This window comes from Actinomadura sp. NAK00032, from assembly GCF_013364275.1.
In the GTDB taxonomy this organism is placed as follows: domain Bacteria; phylum Actinomycetota; class Actinomycetes; order Streptosporangiales; family Streptosporangiaceae; genus Spirillospora.
Genome location: NZ_CP054932.1, coordinates 384,720 through 411,681, shown reverse-complemented (window position 1 = coordinate 411,681; position 26,962 = coordinate 384,720). Strand labels below are relative to the sequence as shown.

Sequence of the window (26,962 nt, the reverse complement as noted above, 5' to 3'; positions counted from 1 at the left end):
GCAGCGCCGGGCAGCGCCGGGCTAGACGCGTTCGAAGACGGCGGCGAGGCCCTGGCCGCCGCCGATGCACATGGTCTCCAGGCCGTAGCGGGCGCCGCGGCGGTGCATCTCGCGGGCGAGCGTGGCGAGGATGCGGGCGCCGGTCGCGCCGACGGGGTGGCCGAGGGAGATGCCGGAGCCGTGCACGTTGACGCGGTCCCAGTCGGCGTCCTTCAGGCCCCATTCGCGGGTGACGGCGAGGACCTGCGCGGCGAACGCCTCGTTCAGCTCGATGAGGTCGATGTCGGCGAGGGTGAGGCCGGCGGCGGCGAGCGCCTTCGCCGTGGCGGGGACGGGGCCGATGCCCATCGTCTCCGGCGGCACTCCGGCGCGGCCCCATGAGACGAGCCGGACGAGCGGCCGCAGCCCGAGTTCGGCGGCGCGCTCGGGGGTGGTGACGACGCAGGCGGCGGCCGCGTCGTTCTGGCCGCTGGCGTTGCCCGCCGTCACGGTGGCCTCGGCGTCCTTCTTCCCGAGGACGGGACGCAGCTTCGCCAGGCTCTCCATCGTCGTGTCCGGGCGCGGGTGCTCGTCGGTGTCGACGACCGTGTCGCCCTTCCGGGACGCGACGGTCACCGGGACGATCTCCTCAGCGAACACGCCCGACTGCTGGGCGGCGACGGCACGCCGATGGGAGCGGACGGTCAGCTCGTCCTGCTCCTCGCGCCCGATGCCGTACTCGCGGCGCAGGTTCTCGGCGGTCTCCAGCATGCCGCCGGGCACCGGATGGTTGACGCCTCCGGCGGTGACGCGGCCCTGCGCGAGCGCGTCGTGCAGTTCGAGGGACGGCCCGCGCACGCCCCAGCGCGCCTGCGTCGTATAGAAGGGTGCGCTGCTCATGCTCTCCGCGCCGCCCGCGATGACCACGTCGCTGACGCCGGTCTGGATCTGCATGGCCGCGTCCAGCACCGCCTGGAGCCCGGACCCGCACCGCCGGTCGACCTGCGAGCCGCCGACGGAGATCGGCAGACCCGCGTCGAGCGCGGCGACGCGTCCGATGGCGGGAGCGTCGGCCGTGGGGTAGCAGTTGCCGAGGACGACCTCGTCGATCGCATCGCCGGGCAGGCCGGTGCGTTCCACCAGGGCGCGGATGACGGTGGCGGCGAGCTGGACGGGCGGGACGGACTTCAGCGCCCCGCCGAACCGGCCTATCGGGGTCCGTAGCGGCTCGCAGATCACCGCGTCGCGCATGGTGGCTCCTCCAGGCTGTGCTACCGGGTACTCCGCAGGCTACGGCTTCGGTTCGGCAGGGCGGCCTCCGGGCTTCCGGCGGGCGGACGGTTGAATGCGGCGGAGGGTGGAATGCGGTGGAGGCGGACGAGCGAGGAGGCGACGGTGGAGGACTGGGCGCGGCGGGTCACGACGATCCGCGTGATCGGCACCGGGGCGATGGGGCGCGGGATCGCGCAGCTCGCCGCGGCGGGCGGGCTGACCGTGGAGCTGGCGGACATCCGCATGGAGGCCGTGGTCAGCGCGGCGGAGTACATCGGCGGCATGTTCGACATGCTCGCGAGCAAGGGGCGGATGACGGCCGAGGAGGCCGCGGCGGCCATGGGACGGCTCCGGCCGGTCGGGGAGCCGCTCACCCCGTTCCAGGACTGCGATCTCGTGGTGGAGGCCGTCCGGGAGGACATCGACACCAAGCGGGAACTGTTCACCTCCCTGGAGAAGGTCTGCCCGAAGCACACGGTCCTGGTGACCAACACCAGTTCGCTGCCCGTCACGGCGATCGCGGCGGCTCTGGAGGATCCGTCCAGGGTGGCGGGGCTGCACTTCTTCAATCCGGTGCCGCTGATGCGTCTCGTCGAGGTGATCCCGGGGGCGCGTACGGCGGAGTGGATTCCGGGCGCGCTCGCCGACCTCGTCCGGCGCCTCGGCCACGAACCCGTGCTCGCGCCGGACGCGCCTGGCTTCCTCGTCAACCACGCTGGGCGCGGCCTGGTGACGGAGGCTCTCCAGATCCTCTCCGAAGGGGTCGCGGAGCCCGTCGACGTCGACCGCGTCGCGCGGGACGTCCTGGGCCTGAAGATGGGGCCGTGCGAGCTGCTCGACCTCACGGGGATGGACGTGTCGCACCCGGTGATGGAGTCCATCTGGACGGGGTTCTACACAGAGCCCCGGTTCCGTCCGTCCAGGCTTGGACGGGCACGCCTAGAGGCCGGTCTGCACGGACGTAAGACGGGCGAGGGCTTCTACAAGTACCTGGACGGCGCCAAGCAAGAGCCGCCGGAGGTCACCGTCCCGGCGGTGGAGCCGCGCCCAGTGTGGGTGCACGGGGACGTCCGTGACGCGCTCGGCGCACTGCTCTCCACGTCCGGCGTAGAGGTCGAGTCGGGTGACGAGCCGTCCGACCGGGCCGTCGTTCTGGTCGCGCCCTTGGGGCAGAGCACGGTCAGCGCCGCTGAGGGGCTGCCCGTAGAGCGCACCTTGGGCGTGGACCCGCTCGGTGGGTTCTTCACCCGCCTGACCGTGATGGTGCACCCGGGCCTGGACAAGGACGCGGGCCGCGCGGCCCTCGCCGCCCTCGCGGCCACGGGACGTTCCGTGACCGTCGTCCGCGACGCCCCGGCCCCGGTCGCCCAGCGGCTCCTCGCCTCGATCGTGAACGTGGGCTGCGGGATCGCCGAGCAGCGCCTCGCCCGCCCGCAGGACGTCGACACCGCCGTCCGCCTCGGCCTCGGCTACCCGCGCGGCCCGCTGGAGTGGGGCGAGCACGAGGGCGCCGACCGCGTCCTGCAGATCCTGCGGGGCCTCCACGAGACCACCGGCGACCCCCGCTACCGTCCGAGCACCTGGCTGACCGAACGCGCGGCCCTCGCCCTCCCCCTCACCGCCGCCGGCACCGCCCCGTCCGACCTCACCGGCTGACGGGACGAGCGGGCGCCCTCAGGTCTTGACGGGCTCGGGGGCGCCGGCCGGGGCCGGGCGGCCGGGGCGGAGCACGACGAAGGCGAAGAGGGCGGCGGCCGCCATCGCCCCCGCCGCCGCGAAGGAGGCGACCGAGACCGCGTGGGCGAAGGCGTCCCGCGCGGCGGTGGCGAGGGCGGGGTCGCCGAGCGCCAGGGCCTCGCCGAGGGAGTGGCGGGCGGCGCGGGAGGCGGTGTCCGGGAGGGCGGCGGCGTAGGCGGCGGAGACGACGCTGCCGAGGACGGCGACGCCGAGCGCGCTGCCGAGTTCCTGCCCGGCGTCGTTCACCGCCGAGCCGACCCCGGCCTCCTCGGGCGGGACGGCGGCCATGAGCGTGCTGTAGGCGGGCGGGGTGCCGAGCCCCGCGCCGAAGCCGAGGACGGTGAGCCCGGCGGCGAGCGCGGGGTAGCCGCCGTCCGCTCCGGTGAGGCCGAGTGCGCCGAACCCGGCCGCCACGGCGGCGAACCCGGCGACGAGGGCGGGACGGGCACCCAGCCGCGACTCCAGGGACGCGCCCAGACCGTTGCCGAGGCCCGCGGCGACGGCGACGGGAAGCAGTGCCAGCCCCGCCTTGAGCGGCCCGTACCCGAGGACGAGCTGGAGAAGCTGGGTCAGCCCGAACAGCATCCCGGCGAGCGCGAAGCCGAACAGCGCGATCATGGTCGCGGCGCCCGCGAAGTTCCGGTCGCGGAGCAGGCGCAGGTCCAGCATCGGCTCGGGGTTGCGGTGCTGCCACAGGACGAACAGGGCGAGCGCGGCGATCCCGGCGGCGAGGCCGCCGACCGTGCGGGCGCCCGTCCAGCCGTGCGCGGGCCCGGAGATGATCGCCCACACCAGCGCCGCCATGCCGGCGGTGGACAGCACGGCGCCGGGCACGTCGGGGCGGCGGCGCGGCCCGCGCGACTCGGGGACGAGCAGCAGCAGCCCGGCCACGGCGACCACCGTGACGGGCACGTTCACCAGGAAGACCGAGCCCCACCAGAAGTGCTCCAGCAGGAGCCCGCCGAGCGTCGGCCCGGCGGCGAGCCCGACCATGGACGTGGCGCCCCAGATGGCGAACGCCTTGGCGCGCTCGTCCGGCCCGAACACCTGCGCCATGATCGACAGCGTCCCGGGCATCAGCAGCGCGCCGCCGGCGCCCATGAGGCCGCGGGTCGCGACGAGCTGGGCGGGGTTCGCGGCGAAGGCGGCGACCAGCGAGCCGGCGCCGAAGAGCGCGAAGCCGATCAGCATCGCGCGGCGGCGGCCGTGCCGGTCGCCCAGGCTGCCCGCGGTGATCAGCAGGCCGGCGAACACCAGCGAGTACGCGTCGATCACCCACTGGACGTCGGCGGTGGTGGCGTCCAGCTCCCGGAGCAGGGACGGGATCGCCACGTTCAGGATCGTGTTGTCGACCACGACGACGAAGAGGCTGAGGCACAGGACGCCGAGGATCTGCCAGCGGCGCGGATGGGGTGCCATGCGTCGCCCTCCCTTTCTCGTACACCGTTCGATTAGACTCGCACACTGTACGACGGGATCGTACGGCGTTCAATACTCGTACTCTGTACGAGAGCGGAGAGGAGACCCGGTGTCCGACAAGAAGGTGGCGTCCGTCTGGGTGCGCCCGGAACGGGCCCGGCGCGGCCGGCCCGCGCTCAGCCGGGCGCAGATCGTGGACGCCGCGCTCGGCCTGCTCGACGCCGAGGGGCTGGACGGGCTCAGCATGCGCCGCCTCGGCACCCGGCTGAACTCCGGTGCGACCTCGGTCTACTGGCACGTCGCGAACAAGGACGAACTGCTGGAGCTCGCCCTCGACCAGGTCATGGCCGAGGTGGAGGTTCCGGCCGCGGGCGGCGACTGGCGGGCGTCCGCGACCGCGTACGCGCGGAGCCTCCGCGCGATGATCCACCGGCATCCGTGGACGGTCACGCTGTTCGGCGGCCGCCCGATGATCGGCCCCAACGCGACCCGCGTCATGGACGAGGTGCTCGGCGCGTTCGGCGCCGCCGGATTCACCGGCTTCGGCCTGGAGTACGCCCTGTCCGCCGTGGTCGACTACGTGATCGGCGCGGCCGGGAGCGAGGCGAGCTGGCAGCGCGGGCAGGCCGGGACGTCCTCCGCCGACTGGGTCCGCGGGCTCGGCCCGTACCTCGCGGAGCTGGACGCCGAGCGGCCCGCCCTCGCGTCCCACATCCGCGAGATCTGGCTGAAGGAGACCGGCGACGTCCTGGAGGGCCGGTTCGCGTTCGGGCTCGCCTGCGTCCTCGACGGCCTCGAAGCCCGCCGCCCCTAGAGCGGTTCATGCACGATGCCCTCCGCCCGGACGGTGGGCGGAGGGCATCGGCGGGGGAGGCGGTTCTCGCCATGGGACAACGGCAGCGCTCACCCCCGGTCCAGAGGCATCAGAAGGGCAGTTGCGCGGGCGGCTTCGGCTTGGTGTCGGTCCAGCCGGACGAGCGGACGGCCATGTAGTTGATGATGAAGCCGGGCTTCATCTCCGCGTACGGCCCGCCGGGCTTGGTCAGCGTGTCCTGGACGGACAGGACGCCGCCGGTCTTCTCGTCGAAGACGATCACCAGGCGGTGGCCGTAGGTGCCCTGCTCGGCCTTCGGACCGCCGTACTCGCCGGTGATCTTCGCGGTGCGCTCGGGCGCGGCCAGCGCGACGCCGTCGCGGCCCAGCGGGTCGGCGACGCGGCCGATCGCCGTGATGCCCGGCCGGGAGGCCAGCGCCCGCATCAGCCCCGCCCGCACCTTCGGCGGGACGGGGGTACCGCCGAGGATCGAGGACGTCCGCCAGATCCCGGCGGAGGCCGTCTGCGCCTCGGTCGGCTTCCGGCCGCCGTTCGCCCGGGGGACCATTCCCCCGCGCGCCTCGTTGCCGCTCAGGAACTTCTCGGCGAGCGCGGCCGGGTCGGTCGGCAGGTCCTGCCACTCCTCGACCGGCTCGCCCAGGAACTCGCCGCCGCCCTCCGGATCGATCCCGACCTCGGGGCCGTCCGACCGCCACTTCGTGGCCTTCGCCGCGTAGGTGTAGTAGTGATCGTTCGACCAGACCCGGAACTTCGACGGCGACCCGGCCTTCTTCCAGAGCGCCTCGTCCTTCGCCGTGAGCGGCCGGGCCGGGAGGTCGCGCCCGTAGTACGCCTCGCCGGTGCCCTTCTTCACGCCGGTCCAGCTGAACGACTCGCTCGCGGCGCCGACGATCGCGTACGTGCCGGTCTTGGCCCGGACGATGTACGACTGCCCGTCGATGCAGTCGGTGTACCAGTACTTGCCGGTCGGGGTCAGCTCGACCTTGGCCGCCGCCGCGAGCACCGCCTGCTTGTTGAGGTCGACGCCGGGCGGCGCGTCCGGCGATCCCGGCGAACCGGGCGTCCCCTGGCCGGTGAGCGCCACCGCGACGGCCGCCGCGGCACCGGCCGCGACCAGCCCGATCCCCAGCCCGGCCGACCACCCGAACCCGAACCGCCGCGGCCGCCGCGCCCGGACGCGCCGGCCCGCCATCTCGTCCTCCAGCAGGTCCAGCGCCTGCGCCGTGCTCTTCGCCGACGGGGGCGGGGGCTCGCGCAGCAGGTCCCGGACCCGGTCCATCTCGTTCATGCTCATGCGGGCGTCTCCTCAACGATCAGCGCGGGGTTGGTTCCGCCGAGCGACTCCCGCAGGCGGCGCCGGGCACGGTGCAGGCGGGACGCGACGGTGCCCGTCTTCAGGCCGAGCGCCTGCCCGACCTCCTCGTAGGACAGGTCGGCCAGCGCCACCAGCAGCAGGACGTCGCGGTCCCCGCGCGGCAGCCGGGCCAGCGCGTCGGCCAGGGCCGCGCCCGCGCCGCCGGCGGTGACCCGCGCCGCGACGAGGTCCTCGTGGCCGTCGTGGGCGTACTCGGCGGGGGTGCGCGCGAGCGCCCGGTAGCGGCGGCCCTCCGCCCGCCGGTGCGACCCGATCAGCCGCGTCGCGATGCCGTACAGCCAGGGGCGGACGGTCCCGCGCTCCGGGTCGAACCGGTCCCGCTTGCGGAACGCGGCGAGGAACGTCTCGGCGGCGACGTCGTCCGCCGCGTCCGCGCCGAGCCGCCGCGCCGCGTAGCCGTGGATCGCGGCGAAGTGGCGGTGGAAGATCTCCGCGAACGCGGCCGGGTCGCGCCGCGACCGCACGATCGCCGCCGCGTCGGGGTCGTCCCCACCGGGGTCCGGTGGGCGTTGCTGGGCCATGAAGTGATCCTCGCTGTGGGGGCTCGGGTGCTCGGTCACCCCGTTCTCAGCCGATCCCCCGATCCGCCTTCACGGCCGCGCGCCCTCCGTCCGGACGGCCAGCCGTGCGGGCGTCCGGGCGGAGGGCGCGTCCCCCGGTCAGAAGGGCGGCTTCGCGGGCGGCTCGGGCTTGCTGTCCGTCCAGCCCGACGCGCGGACGGCCCAGTAGTTGATCACGAACCCGGGCTCGCGGTTCCGGTAGGCGCCGCCCGGCTCGGTCAGCACGCGCTGCTCGGCGAGCAGCTCACCGGTCGCCTTGTCGAACAGGAGCTCCGAGCGCGACCGGAACGTGCCGCGCTCCTCCGGCGGCGCGCCGAACTCGCCGTCGACCGTCGCCGGGGCGTCGTCGGCGACCAGCGCGACGGCGGGCCGGCCGAGCGGGTCGGTGGCCGCGCCGACCGCCGTGATGCCGGGCTGGGCGGCCAGCGCCCGCATCAGCCCGGCGCGCACTCCGGGCGGCAGGGGCGTGCCCTCCAGCAGCCGCGCCGCGATGCCGAGCTTGGCGCGTGGGGTCGCGAGCCGGCTGAGCGGGCCGGCGCGCTCCTTGTCCTTCAGCACGGACGGCTTGAAGAACATCTCGGCGAGGGCGGCGGGGTCCTCGGGAAGCCGCTGGACCTCGGCCAGGGTCAGTGGTTCGCGGCCCGTCCCGGGGATGACGAACCTGCCGCCGCCCCGCGCGTCGGCCTCGCTGTCCCACTCCGTCGTCGACCGGTCGTAGGTGTAGTAGTGGTCGTTCGACCAGACCCGGAACTTCGACGGCGCCCCAGCCTTCTCCCAGAGCGCCGCGTCCTGCTTCGTCAGCGGCCGGGACGGGATCTCGCGCCCGTACAGCGCCGTGCCCATGCCCGGTTTCGCCCCGGTCCAGCTGAAGGACTCGCTGTGCGCGCCGACGATCGCGTAGTCGCCGGTCGCGGCCCGGACGATGTACGACTGGCCCGAGACCTGGTCGGTGAACCAGTACTTGCCGACGGGCTGCGCCGCGCCCTTCTCCTCGGCCTTCGCCGCGGCGGCCAGCACGGCCTCCCGGCCGAGGTCGACCTGCCCAGCCGGACGGGACGGCGGCGCCGGCGCACCGGTCCCGGTGACCGTGACGGCGACGGCGACGGCCGCGCCGGCGGCGACCGCGCCGAGCCCGATCCGCAACCCCCGGCCGAGGCGGGCGCGGCGGCGCGGCCGCCCGTCCGACAGCAGGGCGCGGGCCTCGGTCGTCTCCCGCGGGGTCGGCGGCTCCGGCTCCCCGTACGCCTCGCGGATCATCTGCAGCTCATCCATGGTCATCGTCCCCTCCACGCATCGGATTCGTCCCGCCGAGTGCCTCGCGCACCTTCTTCCTGGCCCGGCTCAGCCGCGAGCCGACCGTCCCGTACGGGACGTCCAGCGCCGCCGCGACCTCCTCGTGGGTGAGGTCGGCGAGGGCGACGAGCAGCAGGACGTCGCGCTCGCCGTCCGAGAGCCGGGCGATGGCGCCGGCCAGCCGTCCGCGCAGGCCCTCGGCGCTGACGCGGGCGTCCACCCGGTCGGCGTGCCCGTCCTCCGCCGGGGCGGGGCCGAGCCGGGCGCGGGCCCGCAGGCCGCGCACCTCGCTGCGCCGGTGCTTGCCGATGAGGTTGGTCGCGATGCCGTACAGCCAGGACCGCACGTTCGCCCGCGCCGGGTCGTAGCGGTCCCGGTGGCGGAACGCCTCCAGGAACGTCTGCGCGGCGATGTCGGACGCGGCGTCGGGACCGAGCCGCTTCGCGGCGTACCCGTGGATCTCGGCGAAGTGGGCGTCGAAGACCTCACCGAACCCGTCGGGGTCGTGCAGGGAGGGCCGCGGCACGGCCAGGCCGGCGCCGAGCCGGTCCAGCCGCTCCGCGGCGAGGGGGTTCCCCGTCATGTGGTGCCTTTCCGTCACGGATGGCGGTCACAGACGTATCACCCGAACCCCCTCGCCACTTTCGTTTCCCAGCGGCCTAGAGCATCCGGCTACCGGATCCGGTAGGCGCGGACGATGCTCTGGTCGATGCCGCTGCCGCCCGCGTCCTTCGCGCTGACCCGCAGCGACACGGCCTGGCCCTTCACGGGCGCGGGCAGCGGAGCGCTGTACCGTCCGCCGCCGAGCTCGGTCACCTCGGCGTCCTGCCAGGTCTTGCCGTCGTCCGCGGACGTCCAGAACCGCAGCCCGGTGACCTTCGCCTCGCCCGAGCCCGCCTGCCGCGCGACGGTGAACACGGCGGGCTCACCGGCGGGCCGGTTGCGCATGTCGAGGTTCAGGTCGTAGTCGACGAGCAGGAGCGGGAGGTTCGCGCTCTTGCCGCCGCGCGGTGTGCGCGAACGGAACGTCCAGGACGTCGAGGTGCGGATCGACACCGGGAGGACGGCCGAGGCGTCGTTCTCGTAGGACAGCCGGTACTTGACCGGACCGGACGGGACGCTGAAGTCGCCGAACGGGCCGTCCTGCGCACCGATCTTCTGATCGCCGGCGAACAGCTCCAGGTGCCCCTTCACCTCGTGCATGGAGCAGTCGAAGCCGTCCGGGCGGGCCTGGAGGTCGACCAGCGAGATCCGCATGTTCTGCCCGGTGCGGGCCGTGGGGTAGCGGGCGCAGAAGCTGGGCGAGACGCCGGTGCCGGAGTAGGGGCCGGGCCGCAGCGGCTGGCGGCCCCAGCGGTGCGCGACCCGCTCGCCGGGCTTCAGTTCCCTGAAGGCCCCCTGGTCGACCCAGTCCTCCTCGCCGAACCTGACGAAGCCCAGGTCGCCCCAGAGCATGCCGGAACCGGCCGAGACGTAGTCGGTCCGGGACGTGCCCGGCTCGACGGCGCCGCTCGCCTCGAAGTTGAGGAGGCCCTCCGCGCTGATGCCGTACCGCTTCTGGCTCATGGGCGCGCCCGTGTCGCCGTCGAACGCCGCGAACTTCTGGTCGACGCGGGCCATCCGCGTGAGTTCGGCGGCGGTCACGGTGTGCGTCGGATCGGCGGGGATCCCGTTGCCCAGTGGGTGGACGATGTCGTACACGGCGCCGGGCGCGGTCAGCCGGTACTGGGTGGCCGCCTTGAACGTCCCCTTCGTCACGCCTTCCATCGGCTGGACGTAGACGGGCGCGTTCGCGGGGTCGAAGGCGAACACGGAGTAGGACCAGAGGCCGTCGCCGGCGTCCTGCACCATGTCCGCGGCGGCCATCGCCGTCGCGGTCTCGACGCCCTCGACGCCCGCTCCGATCCTGACGGCGGCGGCGCCGTCGAGCGTCACGGTCACGTCCCGGTCGACGACCACCTCGGGGTCGCCGGCGAGGGCCGAGCGCCAGTCGCTGAAGTCGTCCACGTTGCCGAGGACGGCGTAGCGGCCCGCCGGAACGCGGAGCTTCGTCTCACCCCCGAGCCCGACGTCGGCCCACTCGGAGTACAGCGAGTGGTCGTCGAGGTTGACCACGGTGGCGGAGGCGGAGAAGTTCGCGGGATCGGTGTCCGGCAGCGGCGTGGCCTTGAGGGTGAGGGTGTGCGTCGGGGGCTCGACGAAGAACGTCACGGGCGTCTCCAGGACGGCGCCGCCGCCCTTCGCCGTGACCACGGCCGTGTAGAGGCCGGGACGGTCGGCGGCGCGGGAGGCGTCCACGGTCAGCGGCACCTTCCCGGTACCGCCGGCCGGCACGGTGACGCCGGCCGGGACGGTCGCGACGCCGGACGCGGCGCGGCCTTCGCGGTCGGTCACCTCGACGCTCAGCCGCAGGTCGACGGGACGGCCGGTGGCCGACGTCCAGCCGAGTTCCGTGGCCAGGCGGGGATGCCCGGGGAACTTCGAGGTCCCGAGACCGGCGATCCCCTGGGCGGTGAGGACGGGGCTGCGGACGGTCTCGCCGATGTCGAGCCGTCCGGCCCCGAGCCGGTAGGCGTCGCCGCCGGTGGCGGGGTCGGCGGTGCCGACGAGGGCGGCCTTGATCCGGGCGGGCGTCCAGTCGGGGTGCTTCGCGGCGAGCAGCGCGGCGGCGCCCGCGACGTGCGGCGTCGCCATCGACGTGCCCGACATCTTCGTGTAGTGCGTCCCGGTCGGGGTGCCCTCGGCGGTTCCGGCGGCGCGGGCGGCCTCGATGTCGACGCCCGGCGCGACGATCTCCGGCTTGGCGGAGATGCCGACCGGGCCCCGGCTGGAGAAGTCCGCCAGCCGGTCGCGGCCGTCGACCGCGCCGACCGTGAGCGCGGCCTCGGCGGTGCCGGGCGAGCCGATCGACGCGAACGTGCCGTCGTTGCCCGCGGCGACGACGAACAGGGCGCCGTGCTCGGCGGTGAGGTTCGTCAGCGCCAGCGAGACGGGGTCACTGCCGTCGCTGGGAGCGCCGCCGAGGCTCATGTTGACGATGTCGGCGCGCGGCGCGGCCCACTGCATCCCGGCGATCACGCTGGAGTCGGTGCCGTACCCGTCGTCGTCGAGGACCTTGCCGATGAGCAGGTCCGCGTCCGGCGCGACGCCCTTGTGCTCTCCTTCGGCGGCGGCGCCGGTTCCGGCGATGGTCGAGGCGACGTGCGTGCCGTGCCCGAACCGGTCGACGGTGTCGGGCGACTCGGAGAAGTTCTCCGAGTCGGCGATGCGTTCCTTGAGGTCGGGGTGCCCGGCGTCGGCGCCGGTGTCGAGGACGGCGACCTTCGCGCCCTTCCCGGTGTATCCGGCCCGCCATGCCGCCGGGGCGCCGATCTGCCGCAGGTTCCGGTCGATCCGGTGGGCCGCGGGCGCGGCCGAGGGTGTGGTCGAGGGTGCGGCCGGGGCGAAGCTCGCCTTGACCTTGCCGTCCAGCCAGATGTGCCGGATGCCGCCCGTCGCCTTCAGGGACGGGCCGCGCATCCCGGCCAGGCTCTTGCCGAGGCCGGACGCGCCGTCCTTGGGCTGCCGCACGGCCACGGCGCCGATGCTCGGCAGCTCCCTGGCGTCGCCGAGCGTCCCGCCGAGCGCCGACAGGGGCCGGGCGCCCTTCTCCCGCTGGACGATCAGCGGCAGGTCCTTGCTGCGCGCGTCGTCGTAGCCCTGCGCGATCAGCGCGGTGACGTCGAACAGCTCCGGATCGAGGACGCGGCCGACGAGCCCGGCGACGTCGACCGGAGTGACGACGACGTGCCCGTCCGGCCGGATCTGCTTGCGGAACGAGCGCTTCTCCCGGCCCGGCGCGGGGGTCACCGAGACGAGCGGGGGCCTGCCCTTGACCGTCCGGACGGAGACGGCGTCCCCGGTCAGCAGGGTGACCTTCCAGGCCTTGCCCGGGTCCAGGCCGCCCGACGGGGACGGCGCGGCCTGCGCGGACGGCGGTACCGCCGCCAGCGCCCCGGCCGCGAGCAGGAGGCCGAGCAGTGCCCGGCTCCGGCGTCTGTGCGTCATCGAGTCTCCTCTGCGATCGCCGTCCCGCACCGGGACGGTCGATCTTGATCACCCGCAGCGGACGATCGTGTTCGCCGCCGGCGTCATGCCGCGGTCGGAGAACGGGTTTCGACCGTGGACTGATGACCGGGAGACGCCGGCGGCCGAAGCTGGGCGCCATGACTGCACAGACGAAGGCCGCCCCGGCCATACAGGTGGAGGGGCTGACGAAGCGATACGGGCGCCGGACGGTGGTCGACGATCTGACGTTCAGCGTCCGGCCGGGCGCGGTGACGGGCTTCTTCGGCCCGAACGGCGCCGGCAAGACGACGGCGATGAAGGCGCTCGTGGGGCTGGCGCGGCCGTCGGCGGGCACGGTGTCGGTGCTGGGCGCGCCGGTGGCCTCGCCGGCGCCGGACGCCCGCCGGATCGGCGTCCACATCGAGCCGTGCGGCGCGCACCCCGCCCGGACGGCCCGCGCGCACCTGCGGTCGCTGGCGATGGCGGCGGGGCTGCCGCGCCGCCGCGTCGAGGAGGTCCTGGAGACCGCCGAGCTGACGGCGGCGGCGGGCCGCCGGGTCGGCGGCTACTCGCTGGGCATGCGGCAGCGGCTCGGGCTCGCCGCCGCGCTGCTCGGCGACCCGGAGATCCTGGTGCTGGACGAGCCCGCCAACGGCCTCGACCCGCAGGGCATCCGCTGGCTCCGGACGATGCTGCGCGAGAGGGCCGCGAAGGGCCGGACGGTGCTGCTGTCCAGCCACCTGCTCGCGGAGGCCTCGCAGACGGTGGACGACGTGGTCGTCATCGACCGTGGCAGGCTGGTGCACCAGGGACCGATCAGCGAGGTGGAGTCGCTGGAGGATGTGTTCCTGCAGCTCACCGGAGGGATGGAGCGATGATCGGCCTGCTGCGCGGGGAGCTGCTCAAGTCGGTGACGACGCGCGCCGTGTGGGGGTTCGCGATCGGCGGGACGGCCTTCGCCGCCCTGAACGCGGTGCTCATCGCCAAGGCGTCCGGAACGCTCGACGAGATCCCGGAGAAGAAGGAGGCGCTGGCCGGGCTGCCCGTCCTGCTGCTGCTGTGGGGGCTGGTCGGCGCGGCGGGCGAGTACCGCCACCGGACCGCCGCGCCCACGGCGCTGGTGGCCCGGCGCGGCCGCGGCACCGTCCTGACGGTGCGGATCGCGGCGTACGCGCTGACCGGGCTCGGGCTGGCGCTGCTGATCAACGCCGTCGCGGTCGGGGTGGCGCTGCCGCTGCTGGCGGGCCAGCCCGGCCCGGACCTGACGTCCGGCCAGGTGGCCGAGGTCGTGGCGGGCAACGTCCTGGCGTTCGTGCTGGCGACGCTGCTGGGCGCGGCGTTCGGCGCGCTGATCCGCAGCCCGGTCGTCGGCGCGGTGGTGCTGCTGATCCTGGCCCTGGTGGTGCAGCCGCTGGTGGGCGGCGCCTACGAGCGGGAGGCGAACCTCTCGCCGTTCGGCGCGGCGGGCATCATGACGGGCGGCACCCACAACACGACCCTCACGATCTGGGAGGCGGGCGCGGTGTTCGCGGCCTGGACGCTGCTCGCGGTGCTGGTCGCGGTCGTGTGCGAACGACGGCGCGACCTGGCGTGAACGTCGTGGAGCTGATCCGGGCGGTGCGGGGCCTGCGGGCCGCGCACCGCCCGGTGCTGTTCGACGCCGCGCTCGCCGCGGCGGCGACCTTCGTGGAAGTGGGGCTGCTGTTCAACGACGGCACCGAGGCCGTGCCCCTGCCGATCGCGGTGACCGTCCTCACCGGCGCGATGCTCCTGGCCCGGCGCCGGTTCGGGATCGCGGTGGTCGCGGTGACGGTCGCGTCGGCCGCCGCGCTGACCGCGGCCGGGTACTACCCCGGCGGCGCGCTGCCCGTCGTCGCGCTGTGGTCGCTCGCCGAGACGCGCGACCGGCGCGTCTCGCTCGCGGTCCTGGCACCGGTGGCCGTGCTGCTGGAGGTCTACAGCGTCTGCAGCCCGCCGGTGTCGATCGGGGCGTGGATCCTCGGCGCCTACATGCAGACGCGGCGCCGCTACGTCCGGGCGGTGGAGGAGCGGGCCGCCACTCTCGAACGCGAACGGGAGCAGCTCGACCTGATCGCGGCGCAGCGGGAGCGCGGCGCGATCGCCCGCGAGCTGCACGACGTCGTCGCCCACTCGGTGACGGTGATGCTGATCGGCGTCCGCGGCGCCCGCGACGTCCTGGAGACCGAGCCGCGGGTGGCCGCCGAGACGCTGGAGCGGGTGGAGACCAGCGCCGAGCAGAGCCTGGCGGAGCTGCGCCGGATCCTCGTCCTGCTGCGCGGGCAGGACCCGGCGGAGACACGGCCGCAGCCGTCGCTCGCGGACCTGGACGACCTGGTCGCCGGCTACCGCGCGGCAGGGCTGCCCGTCCGGCTGGAGATCACCGGGGAGCGGCTGGAGCTGCCGATTGGTGTCGAGCTGTCCGCGTACCGGATCATCGAGGAGGCGTTGACCAACGCCCTGAAGCACGCCGAGGCGACCGCGGTCACGGTGGAGCTGGGCTACGGCGGAGCGGACCTGGAGGTGCGGGTGCACGACGACGGGACGGGGACCGGCGAACCGCCCGGCCCCGGCGGGCACGGCCTGGTCGGGATGCGGGAGCGGGTCGCGGTGCTCGGCGGCGAGCTGGAGGCGGGCCGGGCCCCCGGCGGCGGTTTCCGGGTCGCGGCGCGGCTGCCGATCGGGGAGCGCGCGTGACGATCCGGGTGCTGATCGTCGACGACCAGGAACTGATCCGCATCGGTTTCCGGCTGTTCCTGCAGACCCGTCCCGAACTGGAGGTCGTCGGCGAGGCCGCGGACGGCCGCGAGGCCATCGACCGGGCGGCGGAGCTGCGGCCCGACGTCGTGCTGATGGACGTCCGCATGCCGCGCATGGACGGCGTCGAGGCCACCGCCCACCTCACCGCGGCCTCCCGTCCTCCACACGTATTGATTCTCACCACCTACGATCTCGACGAGTACGTGTTCGGCGCGCTGCGCGCCGGGGCGTCGGGATTCCTGCTGAAGGACGCGCCCCGCGAGCGGCTGCTGGAGGCGATCCGCGTCGTCCACCAGGGCGAGGCGCTGCTGTCCCCGTCGATCACCCGCCGCCTGATCGAGGACTACGCCGGCCGCGCCGATCCCGTCCGGCCGGCCCCGGACCTGCTGGCCGCGCTGACGCCGCGCGAGCGCGAGATGCTGCTGCTCGTGGCGCAGGGCCTGTCGAACCAGGAGATCGCCGCGCGGCTCGTCGTCACCGAGGCGACCGTGAAGAGCCACGTCGGCAGCGTGTTCGCCAAGCTCCACCTCCGCGACCGCGTCCAGGCCGTCGTGCTGGCCTACGAGCACGGCATCATCGTCCCGGGCCACCGCCCCGACTCCCCGTGACGGACGGTCGGCCGGCGGCGATCAGCTCCGGCTGCCCCCCGATGGGGACGGCGCCGCCACCGCCCACCGTGAACGCGGTGCCGTCGAGGCGGCGGACGCGGGCGCCCCGGGCATCGGCGCGCAGGACGGCGGTGCCGGAGTCGGTCCAGCCGATCCGCGCGCCCTCGCGAGCGCCGCGCACCCCCGTGAAGCGGCACTGCCAGGCGTTCGGCGGCAGCCCGGCGGCGGTGCCGTGGCCGCAGCCGCCGATGCGGGCCCCGTCCAGCCAGCCCTCCAGCCGCTCGACCCCGCGCGCCGCCGGGCTCGGCGCCCGCCCCTCCGCCTGCAAGACGATGGGGACGCTCAGGCCGCCCCAGTCGTAGAAGTAGAACCGGTCCACGTGCAGGTGCCGCTCGTACAGGGCCGTCAGGTAGAAGCGGGCCGCGTAGTCGCGGGCGGGGGCGCCGCGCAGGGGCGGCTGGGTGCTGACGTCGTAGTCCGGCCCGGTGATCCACAGCGGTTCACCGACCCCCGCCTCGTGCAGCGCCCGGTAGGCGTTCGCGACGTCGGCCGACATGGTCTCGGGAGCCTCCCGTGCCGGGTTCTGGCGCGGTTTCAGTGCCGCGGCGTCGCAGTGGCGGTAGCCGCCGAACCGGGCGAACGCGCGCAGGAACGCCGGGCCGCCGGGCGTGCGCAGCCGTCCCATCGACGGGCACACCACCGTGGCCCGGGCGTCCACCGAGCGGACGATCCGGGCGGCGCGGCGCACCATCTCGGCGAGCGTGCGTGGGGAGCCGGAGTAGAAGTGCCGGTCGGTGGCGGTGTCCCACAGCTCGTAGGCCTCCAGGCGGCCCCGGTAGCGGGTCGCCAGGGCGCGGACGAAGCGGTCCCAGTCGGCGAGATCGTCCGGGGGCGCGGCACTGGAGCCGTCGGCGTAGAGCGTCTTCGGGCCGTCCGGCGCGGCCCAGGCCGGTGTGCCGCCCAGCGTCAGCAGCGCGGGGACACCGGCGCGGCGGGCACCGGCGACGAGCCGGTCGAGCGGCGCCCACGCGAACTCTCCCCGGCGCGGCTCCAGGTCGGCCCAGCGGGTGCCGCTGTCCCAGAACCGCACGCTCCCGACCCGGAAGGACGGCATCGTCCCGGTGTTGCTGTTCATGGTCACGCCGAAGGCGGCCGAACCGACGGGCCAGGGGAACCACGTCCAGGTGTCCCCTCCGCCGCTGAGCACCCGGGCCGGACGCGGCGCTTCCCCGCGGCTCAGCCCGCCCGTGGTGAGGACGGACAGCAGCCCCGCCACCAGCACCAGGGCCGCCAGCGCGACCGTCACCGGCCTGCGCCGAGGCCGGGGCGGGGCGACTCGCGGGGGCACCGGTTCCTCGACGGGCTCAGCGGGCTCGACGGGTTCGGCGGGTTCGGCGGGTTCAGCGGGTTCAGCGGGCTGGGTCGGCTCGGCGGCCGGTGCGGTCGCGGCGGCCCAGTGCAGCGCGAGCGCCCGCATCTCCTCGGCGGTGGCGCCGCACTCCCGCGCGACGGCCGCGACCAGCGCGTAGTCGCGGGGCACCGACCCTCCGGTGCAGTACCGGTGCAGCGACGAGCTGGTGGTGAACGTCCGGCGGGCGAGCTCGGCGTAGCTCAGCCCGCTGCGCTCCTTGAGGCACTGGAGTAAGGCGGCCAGAGGGCCCGGGTCCCCCGACTGGTCCATGACGCCCCCGCGTGTCGGAACCGTGTCCGGCCAGGATCCCATGCCGTCCCGGACGGCGGGCGGGGGTGCCGGTCAGGGGCCGTCCCGCGTCCCGTTCGCGGAGTGGGACGCCCGCGGGCTTCCGCCGCCCGCCGCCGCGTCGCCCGTTCCGTACGGGCACGTCCCGTGGGGGCACATCTCCAACCACACCGGCCGGACGCTGGTCGGCGTGTCCATCGTGAGCTGGAACGAGTACAAGAAGAGCAGGCATCCGAAGGGCTGGGACGGCCGGCGCCCGTGCACGATCTGGAACTGGGGCGAGTACACGACGAAGCAGGTCAAGGGCAAGCACTGCTTCTTCGACTACATCAAGCCCCACACCACGACGGCGACCTTCAAGGACTTCGACGCCGTGACGGTCCGCTCCAGCGGCTACTACTGGGTCCGCTTCCAGGAGATCCACACGAGGAGCGGCTACGTCCACACGACGAAGTACCACAAGGTGAAGGCGGGCTGGTACACGAGGTTCGACGGCACGCGGACGGCGCACTGCTACAGCGGCGCCCACGTCAAGTGCACCGTCGTGGCCTACGTGTAAGCCGGCCGCCCGTCCCGCCGACCAGAGGAGCAACGGCCACCGCTCGCCGCGTACGCGGCGGGCGGTGGCTTCGTTCTCGCGGAGGACGGGGACCGCACGGCCCTCCTCCGTCCGGGCGAACTTCACCCCGGCGAGCCGCCGCCCGGGAACCGGAATAGGTCGCTCACTCGTCCTGTTGTAGAGGTCGTCAGCAAAGTTGAGCCGGGTCGACTCAAGTCATTTGACAGGAAGCGCCGGTCCGGGCAATCTTGCGGACAGAGAAGACGAACCGGCCGCGCCCTGGGGGCGCCCGGGGCTGCGACAACACCGGAACCGTGACAGACACCGGCAACGGGGTTAACCGGAAACGACGGAGGACGAGAACATGGCACGTGCGGTCGGCATCGACCTCGGGACGACCAACTCGGTCGTCGCGATTCTGGAGGGCGGCGAGCCCACCGTCATCGCGAACGCGGAGGGGTCGCGGACCACGCCGTCCGTCGTCGCCTTCGCCAAGAACGGAGAGGTGCTGGTCGGCGAGGTCGCCAAGCGCCAGGCGGTCACCAACGTGGACCGCACGATCCGGTCGGTCAAGCGCGAGATGGGCACCGACTGGAAGACCAAGATCGACGACAAGGACTTCAACCCGCAGCAGATCAGCGCGTTCGTGCTGCAGAAGCTGAAGCGGGACGCCGAGGCCTACCTGGGCGAGACCGTCACCGACGCGGTCATCACGGTGCCCGCGTACTTCTCCGACCACCAGCGGCAGGCCACCAAGGAGGCCGGCCAGATCGCGGGCCTGAACGTCCTGCGCATCATCAACGAGCCGACCTCGGCGGCGCTGGCCTACCACCTGGAGAAGGAGAAGGAGGCCACCATCCTGGTCTTCGACCTCGGCGGCGGCACCTTCGACGTGTCCCTGCTGGAGGTCGGCGACGGGGTGGTCGAGGTCAAGGCCACCAGCGGCGACAACCACCTGGGCGGCGACGACTGGGACAACAAGGTCGTCGACTGGCTGGTCGAGAAGTTCAAGAACGCCAACGGCGTCGACCTCGCCAAGGACAAGATGGCGCTGCAGCGGCTGCGCGAGGCCGCGGAGAAGGCGAAGATCGAGCTGTCCGGTTCGTCCGAGACGCAGATCAACCTGCCCTACATCACCGCGTCCGCCGAGGGCCCGCTGCACCTGGACGAGAAGCTCACCCGGGCCGAGTTCCAGCGGATGACCTCCGACCTGCTCGACCGGACCAAGGCGCCGTTCCAGTCGGTGCTGAAGGACGCCAACATCACCGTCGACAAGATCGACCAGGTCGTCATGGTCGGCGGCTCGACCCGGATGCCCGCGGTGTCCGAGCTGGTCAAGGAGCTGACCGGCGGCAAGGAGCCGAACAAGGGCGTCAACCCGGACGAGGTCGTCGCGATCGGCGCCAGCCTCCAGGCCGGCGTGCTGAAGGGCGAGGTCAAGGACGTCCTGCTGCTGGACGTGACCCCGCTGAGCCTCGGCATCGAGACCAAGGGCGGCATCTTCACCAAGATCATCGAGCGGAACACCACGATCCCGACCAAGCGGTCGGAGACGTTCACCACCGCCGACGACAACCAGCCGTCCGTGGAGATCCAGGTCTACCAGGGCGAGCGCGAGATCGCCGCGCGCAACAAGAAGCTCGGCACCTTCCAGCTCACCGGTCTGCCGCCGGCGCCGCGCGGCGTCCCGCAGATCGAGGTCACCTTCGACATCGACGCCAACGGCATCGTGAACGTCAGCGCGAAGGACCAGGGCACCGGCCGCGAGCAGTCGATGGTCATCACCGGCGGCAGCGCGCTGCCGAAGGACGACATCGAGCAGATGGTCCGGGACGCCGAGCAGTACGCCGAGGAGGACCGCCTGCGCAAGGAGGAGGCCGAGGTCCGCAACCAGGCCGACACCCTCGCGTACTCGACCGAGAAGTTCCTGCGGGAGAACGACGACAAGGTCCCCGCGGACCTGAAGACCGAGGTCGGCGACGCGGTCGCCGAGGTCAAGAAGGCCCTGGAGGGCACCGACGTCGAGGCCATCAAGGGCAGCGCCGAGAAGCTCGCGCAGGTCTCCCAGAAGATGGGCGCGGCGATGTACGCGCAGAACCCCGAGGGTGCCCAGGCCGGCGCCGAGGACCACGGCCCCACGGCCGACGCCCAGGGCCCGCAGGACGACGAGGTCGTTGACGCGGAAATCGTGGACGAGGACAAGCCGAAGGGTGATGCATCGTGACGTCCTCCCCTGGTGAGGGCGAGGAGAAGGAGGGCCCGGTGATCCGCGACAAGCGGCGCATCGATCCCGAGACGGGGGAGGTCCGGGGACAGGCGGCGGGTTCGCCGTCCGCCCCGGAGACCCCGGCGGACGGGGGCGCCGCGCAGGCCGCGGGCGAGGAGGTGTCCGCGCTGAAGACCCAGTTGTCGGAGCGCCTCGCCGACCTCCAGCGCCTGAAGGCCGAGTACGACAACTATCGCAAGCGGGTCGAGCGCGACCGGGTCGCGGTCCGCGAGCAGGCCCTCGGGCAGGTGCTGTCCGAGCTGCTCCCGGTGCTGGACGACATCGGCCGCGCCCGCGACCACGACGAGCTCACCGGCGGGTTCAAGTCCGTCGCGGAGAGCCTGGAGGCGGTCACGGGCAAGCTCGGCCTGGAGCGGTACGGCGAGAAGGGCGAGCCCTTCGACCCGACCGTGCACGAGGCGCTGATGCACTCGCTCTCGGCGGACGTGACCGAGACGAGCGTCGTCGACGTCCTCCAGCCCGGGTACCGGATCGGCGAGCGGATACTGCGCGCGGCGCGCGTCGCGGTGGCCGACCCCGACCCGGACGCCGGCCCGGGCGAGCCCGGCGACCGGCCGGGCGACGACGGCGAATGAGCCCGCGCGGGCCCGCTCCCATCCGGGGGCGGGCCCGGCCCGGGCGTGAGGACATGTGGCAAGTGGCGAGAGCAGAAGGCGGGGCGCCGTGAGCACCAAGGACTACCTGGAGAAGGACTACTACAAGGTCCTCGGTGTGGCGAAGACGGCCTCGCAGGAGGAGATCAAGAAGTCCTACCGGAAGCTGGCGCGCAAGTACCACCCGGACACCAACAAGGGTGACGCGGAGGCCGAGGAGCGTTTCAAGGAGGTCTCCGAGGCCTACGACGTGCTGTCGGACGAGAAGCGCCGCAAGGAGTACGACGCCGTCCGGTCGATGCCGGGCGGGTTCCGCGGCGGCCAGCAGGGCGGCGGCTTCGGGTTCGACCTCGGCGACCTGTTCGGCCAGGGCGGCGGCACCGGGACGCAGACCGGCGGCGCCGGCGAGCGCATCGGCGACCTGTTCGGCGGCCTGTTCGGCCGGGGCGGCGGCACCACCCGCACCACGGGGACGACGCGGCGCGCCCGGCGCGGCGCGGACGTGGAGACCGAGGTGACGCTGTCGTTCGGCCGCGCGATGAACGGCGTGACCGTCCCGATCAAGCTGACCAGCGAGGCGGCCTGCGACGCGTGCCGGGGCACCGGCGCGAAGGCCGGCACCGTGCCGCGGGTCTGCCCGAACTGCGAGGGCACCGGGCACGAGACCCGCAACCTCGGCAACTTCGGCTTCCAGGAGCCGTGCCACGAGTGCCGCGGCCGCGGCCTCGTCGTCGACGACCCGTGCCCGATCTGCCACGGCAGCGGCCGCGCGACCGGCACCCGCACCATCCAGGCCCGCATCCCGGCGGGCGTCGCCGACGGCCAGAAGATCCGGCTGAAGGGCAAGGGCGCCCCGGGCGAGAACGGCGGCCCGGCCGGCGACCTGTACGTGAACATCAAGGTGCGCCCGCACCCGGTGTTCGGCCGCAGCGGCGACAACCTCACCCTGACGATCCCGGTGACGTTCCCCGAGGCCGCGCTCGGCGGGGAGATCCGCGTCCCGACGTTCCAGGGCCAGCCCGTCACGCTGAAGCTGCCGGAGGGCACGCCCAACGGCCGCAAGTTCCGCGTGAAGGGCCGCGGCGCGACCCGGCGCGACGGCACGAAGGGCGACCTGCTCGTCACCGTCGACGTGCACGTCCCGCAGAAGCTGGACGAGCAGTCCCGCGAGGCCCTCGCCAAGCTCCGCGAGTCGGGCGACGGCGACGACCTCCGCGCCGACATCCTGCAGCAGGCCAGGCAGGAGTGAAGGCATGGATCCCTTCGGTGACGACACGCCGGTCTATGTGATCTCGGTGGCGGCGCAGCTGTCGGGGCTGCATCCGCAGACGCTGCGCACCTACGACCGGATGGGGCTGGTGTCCCCCGGCCGCACGGCCGGCCGGGGGCGGCGGTACTCGATGCGCGACATCGTGCTGCTGCGCGAGATCCAGCGGCTCTCCCAGGAGGAGGGCATCAACCTGTCCGGCATCAAGCACATCCTGGAGCTGCAGCGCGACAACGTGCGGCTCCGCGAGGAGCTCGGGAAGGCGCACGCCGCGCTGGAGGAGCTCGCCAACGAACTCGAATCGACCCGGTCCGTCGCGGCGCGGCTGGCGCAGCAGCGGCGGCACGGGGAACAGGGCGCGCCCGGGTCCGACCTGGTGCCGATCAGGCACACGAGCGTCGTGGTCTGGCGGGAGCGCAACTCCGAATAGGCACTTTTCACGGGGACTGGGGACATGGACTACAAGCTGACGCAGAAGAGCCAGGAGGCGGTGTCGGTCGCGGTCCGCAGGGCGGCGGCCGAGGGGCATCCCGAGGTCGAGCCGCAGCATCTGCTGGTGGCGCTGATCGCGCTGCCGGACGGGACGGCGGTGCCGCTGCTGGAGGCGGTCGGCGCCGACTGGCAGGCGATCCGGCGGCGGGCGGAGGAGCAGCTCGCCGCGCTGCCGAAGGCGCAGGGGTCGACGGTGTCGTCCCCGCGGCTGTCGGGCCTGCTGCAGCGGTCGATCAACACGGCGGCGAACCGGGCGCAGCAGCTGGAGGACGAGTACGTCTCGACCGAGCACCTGCTGGTCGGCCTCGCCGCGGACGGCGGCCCGGCGGCGGGCCTGCTGAAGGAGTTCGGGGCGACGCCGCAGGCGCTGCTGGACGCGTTCGAGAAGGTGCGCGGGCACGCCCGCGTCACCAGCGAGAACCCCGAGGGCACGTACCAGTCGCTGGAGAAGTACGGCGTCGACCTGACGGCGGCGGCCCGCGACGGGCGGCTCGACCCGGTCATCGGCCGGGACGCGGAGATCCGCCGGGTCGTGCAGGTGCTGTCGCGCCGCACGAAGAACAACCCGGTGCTGATCGGTGAGCCCGGCGTCGGCAAGACGGCCGTGGTGGAGGGTCTCGCGCAGCGCATCATCGCGGGCGACGTGCCCGAGTCGCTGCGCGGCAAGAAGCTCGTCTCGCTGGACCTCGGCGCGATGGTCGCGGGCGCGAAGTACCGCGGCGAGTTCGAGGAGCGGCTGAAGGCCGTGCTGAACGAGATCAAGGAGTCCGAGGGGCAGGTCGTCACGTTCATCGACGAGCTGCACACCGTCGTCGGGGCGGGCGCGGCCGAGGGCGCGATGGACGCCGGCAACATGCTGAAGCCGATGCTGGCGCGCGGCGAGCTGCGCATGATCGGCGCGACGACGCTGGACGAGTACCGCGAGCGCATCGAGAAGGACCCGGCGCTGGAGCGCCGCTTCCAGCAGATCTTCGTCGGCGAGCCCACGGTGGAGGACTCGATCGCGATCCTGCGCGGGCTGAAGGGCCGCTACGAGGCGCACCACAAGGTGCAGATCAACGACTCGGCGCTGGTCGCGGCGGCGACGCTGTCGGACCGCTACATCACCTCCCGGTACCTGCCGGACAAGGCGATCGACCTGGTGGACGAGGCCGCGTCCCGGCTGCGCATGGAGATCGACTCCCGGCCGGTGGAGATCGACGAGCTGCAGCGCGCGGTGGACCGGCTGAAGATGGAGGAGCTGAACCTCGCCAAGGAGACCGACGAGGCGTCCCGGCAGCGGCTCGACCGGCTCCGCAAGGACCTGGCCGACAAGCAGGAGCACCTGACCGGCCTCGTCGCCCGCTGGGACAAGGAGAAGGCGAGCCTGAACCGGGTCGGCGAGGTCAAGGAGACGATCGACCAGCTGCGCGGCGAGGCGGAGCGCGCCCAGCGCGACGGCGACCTGGAGACGTCCGCGCGGCTCACCTACGGCGAGATCCCGGCGCTGGAGAAGCAGCTGGAGGAGGCGTCGGAGGCGGCCGAGAACCGCGACGCGATGGTCAAGGAGGAGGTCGGCCCGGACGACGTCGCCGACGTGGTCGCGTCCTGGACGGGCATCCCCGCCGGCCGGCTGCTCGAAGGCGAGACGGCCAAGCTGCTCCGCATGGAGGACGAGCTGGGCCACCGGCTGATCGGGCAGGAGGCCGCCGTCCGCACGGTGTCGGACGCGGTGCGCCGCGCCCGCGCGGGCATCTCCGACCCGGACCGCCCGACCGGCTCGTTCCTGTTCCTCGGCCCGACCGGCGTCGGCAAGACCGAGCTGGCGAAGGCGCTCGCGGAGTTCCTGTTCGACGACGAGCGGGCGATGACCCGCATCGACATGAGCGAGTACTCCGAGAAGCACAGCGTCGCCCGGCTGGTCGGCGCGCCGCCCGGATACGTCGGCTACGAGGAGGGCGGGCAGCTCACCGAGGCCGTCCGGCGGCGTCCCTACTCGGCGGTGCTGCTGGACGAGGTGGAGAAGGCGCACCCCGAGGTGTTCGACATCCTCCTCCAGGTGCTGGACGACGGCCGGCTGACGGACGGGCAGGGCCGCACGGTCGACTTCCGCAACACGATCCTGATCCTCACGTCCAACATCGGGTCGCAGTTCCTCGTCGACCCGACGCTGGAGAACGGCGCGAAGCGGGAGGCGGTGTGGAACGCCGTCCGGAACTCGTTCAAGCCGGAGTTCCTGAACCGCCTCGACGACGTGATCCTGTTCGACGCGCTGTCGACGAGCGAGCTGACCCGCATCGTCGACTTGCAGGTCGACAAGCTGGCCGACCGGCTCGCCGACCGGCAGCTGACGCTGGAGGTCACGCCGGCGGCCCGCGAGTGGCTGGCGCTGACGGGCTACGACCCGCTGTACGGGGCGCGCCCGCTGCGCCGCCTCGTGCAGACGGCGATCGGCGACCAGCTCGCCAGGGAGCTCCTCTCCGGTGAGGTCCGCGACGGCGACGAGATCGTGGTCGATCTCGACGAGGCCGCCGACCGCCTGACGGTCGCCCCGAAGAGCGGTCTCTCCTTCACCAAGTAACGGGGCTACGACGGGCCGGCGCACACCGCGCCGGCCCGTTCGCCTTCCCAGCGTGCGGGCCCGTGAGCAGGGGCGGGAGGCGCCTTCACGGTCCCTTCGAGAATTATTAAAGTTTCTTTAGGGATTCCCCGGCTAGCGTCCCACGGCATTGCGGCACGCCGAAATCCGGTGGCCGCGGGACGACCGTTGGGAGATCTCCTCATGCACAGGTCCGTCGCCTACCCCCTCGCCGCCGCGGCGGCCGTCGCGGCACCGGTGCTCGTCGCCGCCCCCGCGTCGGCGCACGGCTACGTCTCCGCTCCCCCGAGCCGGCAGGCGCTGTGCGCGACGGGCGCCGTCCCCGACTGCGGCCCCATCCAGTTCGAACCGCAGAGCGTCGAGGGCCCGAAGGGGCTGAAGAGCTGCGACGGCGGCCTGAGCCAGTTCGCCGTCCTCGCGGACGAGAGCCGGAACTGGCCCGCCGCGTCCGTCGGGACGTCCGTCGACTTCCGGTGGGTGTTCACCGCGCGGCACCGCACGTCCAACTGGGAGTACTTCATCGGGAACACCAAGGTCGCGACGTTCGACGGCGGGAATCAGCAGCCGGACGCGGTCGTCACGCACAAGGTCGACCTCAGCGAGTTCCCGGGCAGGCGCACCATCCTGGCGGTGTGGAACATCGGCGACACCCCGAACGCGTTCTACAGCTGCATCGACCTGAACGTGGGCGGCGGCGGGGGCGGCGGCTCGCAGCCGGAGCCCACCACGGAGCCGGAACCGGCGCCGAGCCCGACGACGCAGGTTCCGACCGCACCGGCACCGCCGCCGAGCAGCCGTCCGCCCGCGCCGACCGGCGAGCCCGCGACCGGCGGGACGTGGCAGGCGGGCGAGGCGTACAAGACGGGCGACGTCGTGTCCTTCAACGGCGCCCAGTTCCGCTGCCGCCAGGGCCACACGGCGCTCCAGGGCTGGGAGCCGTCGCAGTTCACGCTGGCCCTGTGGCTGCCGCTGTGACGGCCGGTCGCCGCACGCTCCTGCTGGCCGCCGCCGCCCTCACCGTGCCCGTCCTGCTGACGGCGTGCAGCGCCGAACCGGCGAAGACGAAGCCGGCGAGCGCGGCCTCCAGTGCTCCGGCCTCCGGCTACAACGACCAGGACGTCGTCTTCCTGCAGATGATGGTCGCCCACCACGAACAGGGCCTGCAGATGGTGCGCCTGGCCGCCGACCGCGCCCCGCGCAAGGAGGTGCGGACGCTCGCCGCGGCCGTCGACGCGACGCAGTCGGAGGAGCTGAAGCTCATGAAGGCGTGGCTCGGCAAGTGGTCGAAGCCAGCCACGTCCGAGGCGGCGACGCGCACGCATCTGCACCACGGCGCCGCGCCCGCCACCGGCGCCAAGGAGATCGGCACCCTGCGCAAGACGAAGGGCACCGGCTTCGAGCCCGCCTTCCTCAACCTGTTCGTCGGGCACCAGGGCAGCGCGGTGGAGATGGCGCGGGCGGAGCAGAGCAAGGGCGCGAGCCCCGACGCGACGGCGTTCGCGAAGCGGGTCGTGGAGTCGCGCACCGCCGAGATCCGCCAGATGCTGCGCCTGCTCAACACCTGACGGCAAGGCCCGTCCACCG

General features: G+C 73.6%; 22 protein-coding genes. 14 read left to right on the top strand and 8 right to left on the bottom strand.

All coding sequences use genetic code 11. The features are described 5' to 3' along the window. Positions 1-21: 21 nt before the first annotated feature. Positions 22-1,230, bottom strand: a complete 1,209-nt coding sequence (locus tag HUT06_RS02035) for an acetyl-CoA C-acetyltransferase (RefSeq protein ID WP_176194131.1) — start codon at positions 1,228-1,230, stop codon at positions 22-24. A gap of 111 nt (positions 1,231-1,341) precedes the next feature. Here HUT06_RS02035 and HUT06_RS02030 point away from each other — a divergent pair, with 111 nt between their 5' ends. Next, positions 1,342-2,907, top strand: a complete 1,566-nt coding sequence (locus HUT06_RS02030; protein WP_254714928.1) for a 3-hydroxyacyl-CoA dehydrogenase — start codon at positions 1,342-1,344, stop codon at positions 2,905-2,907. Positions 2,908-2,925: 18 nt separating this feature from the next. On the opposite strand, the gene HUT06_RS02025 is transcribed toward HUT06_RS02030, so the two are convergent. Further along, positions 2,926-4,407: an MFS transporter gene (locus HUT06_RS02025; RefSeq protein WP_176194130.1), complete on the bottom strand. Its 1,482-nt coding sequence runs from the start codon at positions 4,405-4,407 to the stop codon at positions 2,926-2,928. A gap of 109 nt (positions 4,408-4,516) precedes the next feature. Between HUT06_RS02025 and HUT06_RS02020 the strand changes: the two genes are divergently transcribed. Next, positions 4,517-5,221, top strand: a complete 705-nt coding sequence (locus HUT06_RS02020; RefSeq protein ID WP_254714927.1) for a TetR/AcrR family transcriptional regulator — start codon at positions 4,517-4,519, stop codon at positions 5,219-5,221. Between the two features lie 109 nt (positions 5,222-5,330). On the opposite strand, the gene HUT06_RS02015 is transcribed toward HUT06_RS02020, so the two are convergent. The 5 genes from HUT06_RS02015 to HUT06_RS01995 all read right to left on the bottom strand — a co-directional run bounded on the left by HUT06_RS02015 (position 5,331) and on the right by HUT06_RS01995 (position 12,517). Further along, on the bottom strand, positions 5,331-6,536 hold the full coding sequence (locus tag HUT06_RS02015) for a CU044_5270 family protein (protein ID WP_176194128.1): 1,206 nt from the start codon (positions 6,534-6,536) through the stop codon (positions 5,331-5,333). Continuing rightward, positions 6,533-7,138, bottom strand: a complete 606-nt coding sequence (locus tag HUT06_RS02010) for an RNA polymerase sigma factor (protein WP_176194127.1) — start codon at positions 7,136-7,138, stop codon at positions 6,533-6,535. Before HUT06_RS02010 ends, HUT06_RS02015 begins: the two co-directional genes overlap by 4 nt. Positions 7,139-7,276: 138 nt before the next feature. After that, entirely contained in the window at positions 7,277-8,455 is a 1,179-nt protein-coding gene (locus HUT06_RS02005; RefSeq protein WP_176194126.1) for a CU044_5270 family protein, read from the bottom strand. Beyond that, the gene (locus HUT06_RS02000) at positions 8,442-9,053 is read right to left on the bottom strand and encodes an RNA polymerase sigma factor (protein ID WP_176194125.1); all 612 of its coding nucleotides are present in this window, start codon (positions 9,051-9,053) and stop codon (positions 8,442-8,444) included. The genes HUT06_RS02005 and HUT06_RS02000 overlap by 14 nt, the downstream gene beginning before the upstream one ends. Positions 9,054-9,142: 89 nt before the next feature. Beyond that, positions 9,143-12,517 (bottom strand): S8 family serine peptidase, encoded by a 3,375-nt coding sequence (locus HUT06_RS01995; RefSeq protein ID WP_176194124.1) that lies wholly within the window; start codon positions 12,515-12,517, stop codon positions 9,143-9,145. A gap of 158 nt (positions 12,518-12,675) precedes the next feature. Here HUT06_RS01995 and HUT06_RS01990 point away from each other — a divergent pair, with 158 nt between their 5' ends. Genes HUT06_RS01990 through HUT06_RS01980 form a run of 4 tightly spaced genes read left to right on the top strand, consistent with a single transcriptional unit; the run spans position 12,676 to position 15,903 of the window. Beyond that, complete coding sequence (locus HUT06_RS01990; protein WP_176194123.1) at positions 12,676-13,395, top strand: ABC transporter ATP-binding protein; 720 nt, start codon at positions 12,676-12,678, stop codon at positions 13,393-13,395. Continuing rightward, positions 13,392-14,111, top strand: a complete 720-nt coding sequence (locus HUT06_RS43650; RefSeq protein ID WP_217711148.1) for a hypothetical protein — start codon at positions 13,392-13,394, stop codon at positions 14,109-14,111. The genes HUT06_RS01990 and HUT06_RS43650 overlap by 4 nt, the downstream gene beginning before the upstream one ends. Then, a complete protein-coding gene (locus tag HUT06_RS43645) occupies positions 14,108-15,232 on the top strand; it encodes a sensor histidine kinase (RefSeq protein WP_217711147.1) in 1,125 nt (374 codons plus the stop codon). Before HUT06_RS43650 ends, HUT06_RS43645 begins: the two co-directional genes overlap by 4 nt. Next, positions 15,229-15,903: a response regulator transcription factor gene (locus tag HUT06_RS01980; RefSeq protein ID WP_176194121.1), complete on the top strand. Its 675-nt coding sequence runs from the start codon at positions 15,229-15,231 to the stop codon at positions 15,901-15,903. The genes HUT06_RS43645 and HUT06_RS01980 overlap by 4 nt, the downstream gene beginning before the upstream one ends. Here HUT06_RS01980 and HUT06_RS01975 read toward each other — a convergent pair. Next, positions 15,869-17,584, bottom strand: coding sequence for a helix-turn-helix transcriptional regulator (locus HUT06_RS01975; RefSeq protein ID WP_176194120.1), 1,716 nt, complete (start codon positions 17,582-17,584; stop codon positions 15,869-15,871). The two genes, HUT06_RS01980 and HUT06_RS01975, sit on opposite strands and share 35 nt — an antisense overlap. A 40-nt stretch (positions 17,585-17,624) precedes the next feature. Here HUT06_RS01975 and HUT06_RS01970 point away from each other — a divergent pair, with 40 nt between their 5' ends. The 8 genes from HUT06_RS01970 to HUT06_RS01935 all read left to right on the top strand — a co-directional run bounded on the left by HUT06_RS01970 (position 17,625) and on the right by HUT06_RS01935 (position 26,943). Next, positions 17,625-18,161, top strand: coding sequence for a hypothetical protein (locus tag HUT06_RS01970; RefSeq protein WP_176194119.1), 537 nt, complete (start codon positions 17,625-17,627; stop codon positions 18,159-18,161). Between the two features lie 364 nt (positions 18,162-18,525). Next, positions 18,526-20,385 carry a molecular chaperone DnaK gene (gene dnaK / locus HUT06_RS01965; RefSeq protein ID WP_176194118.1) on the top strand — a complete coding sequence of 620 codons (1,860 nt, stop codon included), beginning with the start codon at positions 18,526-18,528 and terminating at the stop codon, positions 20,383-20,385. Continuing rightward, the gene (grpE, locus tag HUT06_RS01960; protein WP_176201082.1) at positions 20,379-21,023 is read left to right on the top strand and encodes a nucleotide exchange factor GrpE; all 645 of its coding nucleotides are present in this window, start codon (positions 20,379-20,381) and stop codon (positions 21,021-21,023) included. The genes dnaK and grpE overlap by 7 nt, the downstream gene beginning before the upstream one ends. 88 nt (positions 21,024-21,111) lie before the next feature. Further along, positions 21,112-22,290, top strand: a complete 1,179-nt coding sequence (gene dnaJ / locus HUT06_RS01955; RefSeq protein WP_176194117.1) for a molecular chaperone DnaJ — start codon at positions 21,112-21,114, stop codon at positions 22,288-22,290. A gap of 4 nt (positions 22,291-22,294) precedes the next feature. After that, on the top strand, positions 22,295-22,738 hold the full coding sequence (locus tag HUT06_RS01950) for a heat shock protein transcriptional repressor HspR (RefSeq protein WP_176194116.1): 444 nt from the start codon (positions 22,295-22,297) through the stop codon (positions 22,736-22,738). Positions 22,739-22,762: 24 nt separating this feature from the next. Further along, a complete protein-coding gene (gene clpB, locus HUT06_RS01945) occupies positions 22,763-25,360 on the top strand; it encodes an ATP-dependent chaperone ClpB (protein ID WP_176194115.1) in 2,598 nt (865 codons plus the stop codon). Positions 25,361-25,561: 201 nt separating this feature from the next. After that, entirely contained in the window at positions 25,562-26,353 is a 792-nt protein-coding gene (locus HUT06_RS01940) for a lytic polysaccharide monooxygenase (protein ID WP_176194114.1), read from the top strand. Next, positions 26,338-26,943 carry a DUF305 domain-containing protein gene (locus HUT06_RS01935; protein ID WP_176194113.1) on the top strand — a complete coding sequence of 202 codons (606 nt, stop codon included), beginning with the start codon at positions 26,338-26,340 and terminating at the stop codon, positions 26,941-26,943. The genes HUT06_RS01940 and HUT06_RS01935 overlap by 16 nt, the downstream gene beginning before the upstream one ends. Positions 26,944-26,962 lie beyond the last annotated feature (19 nt).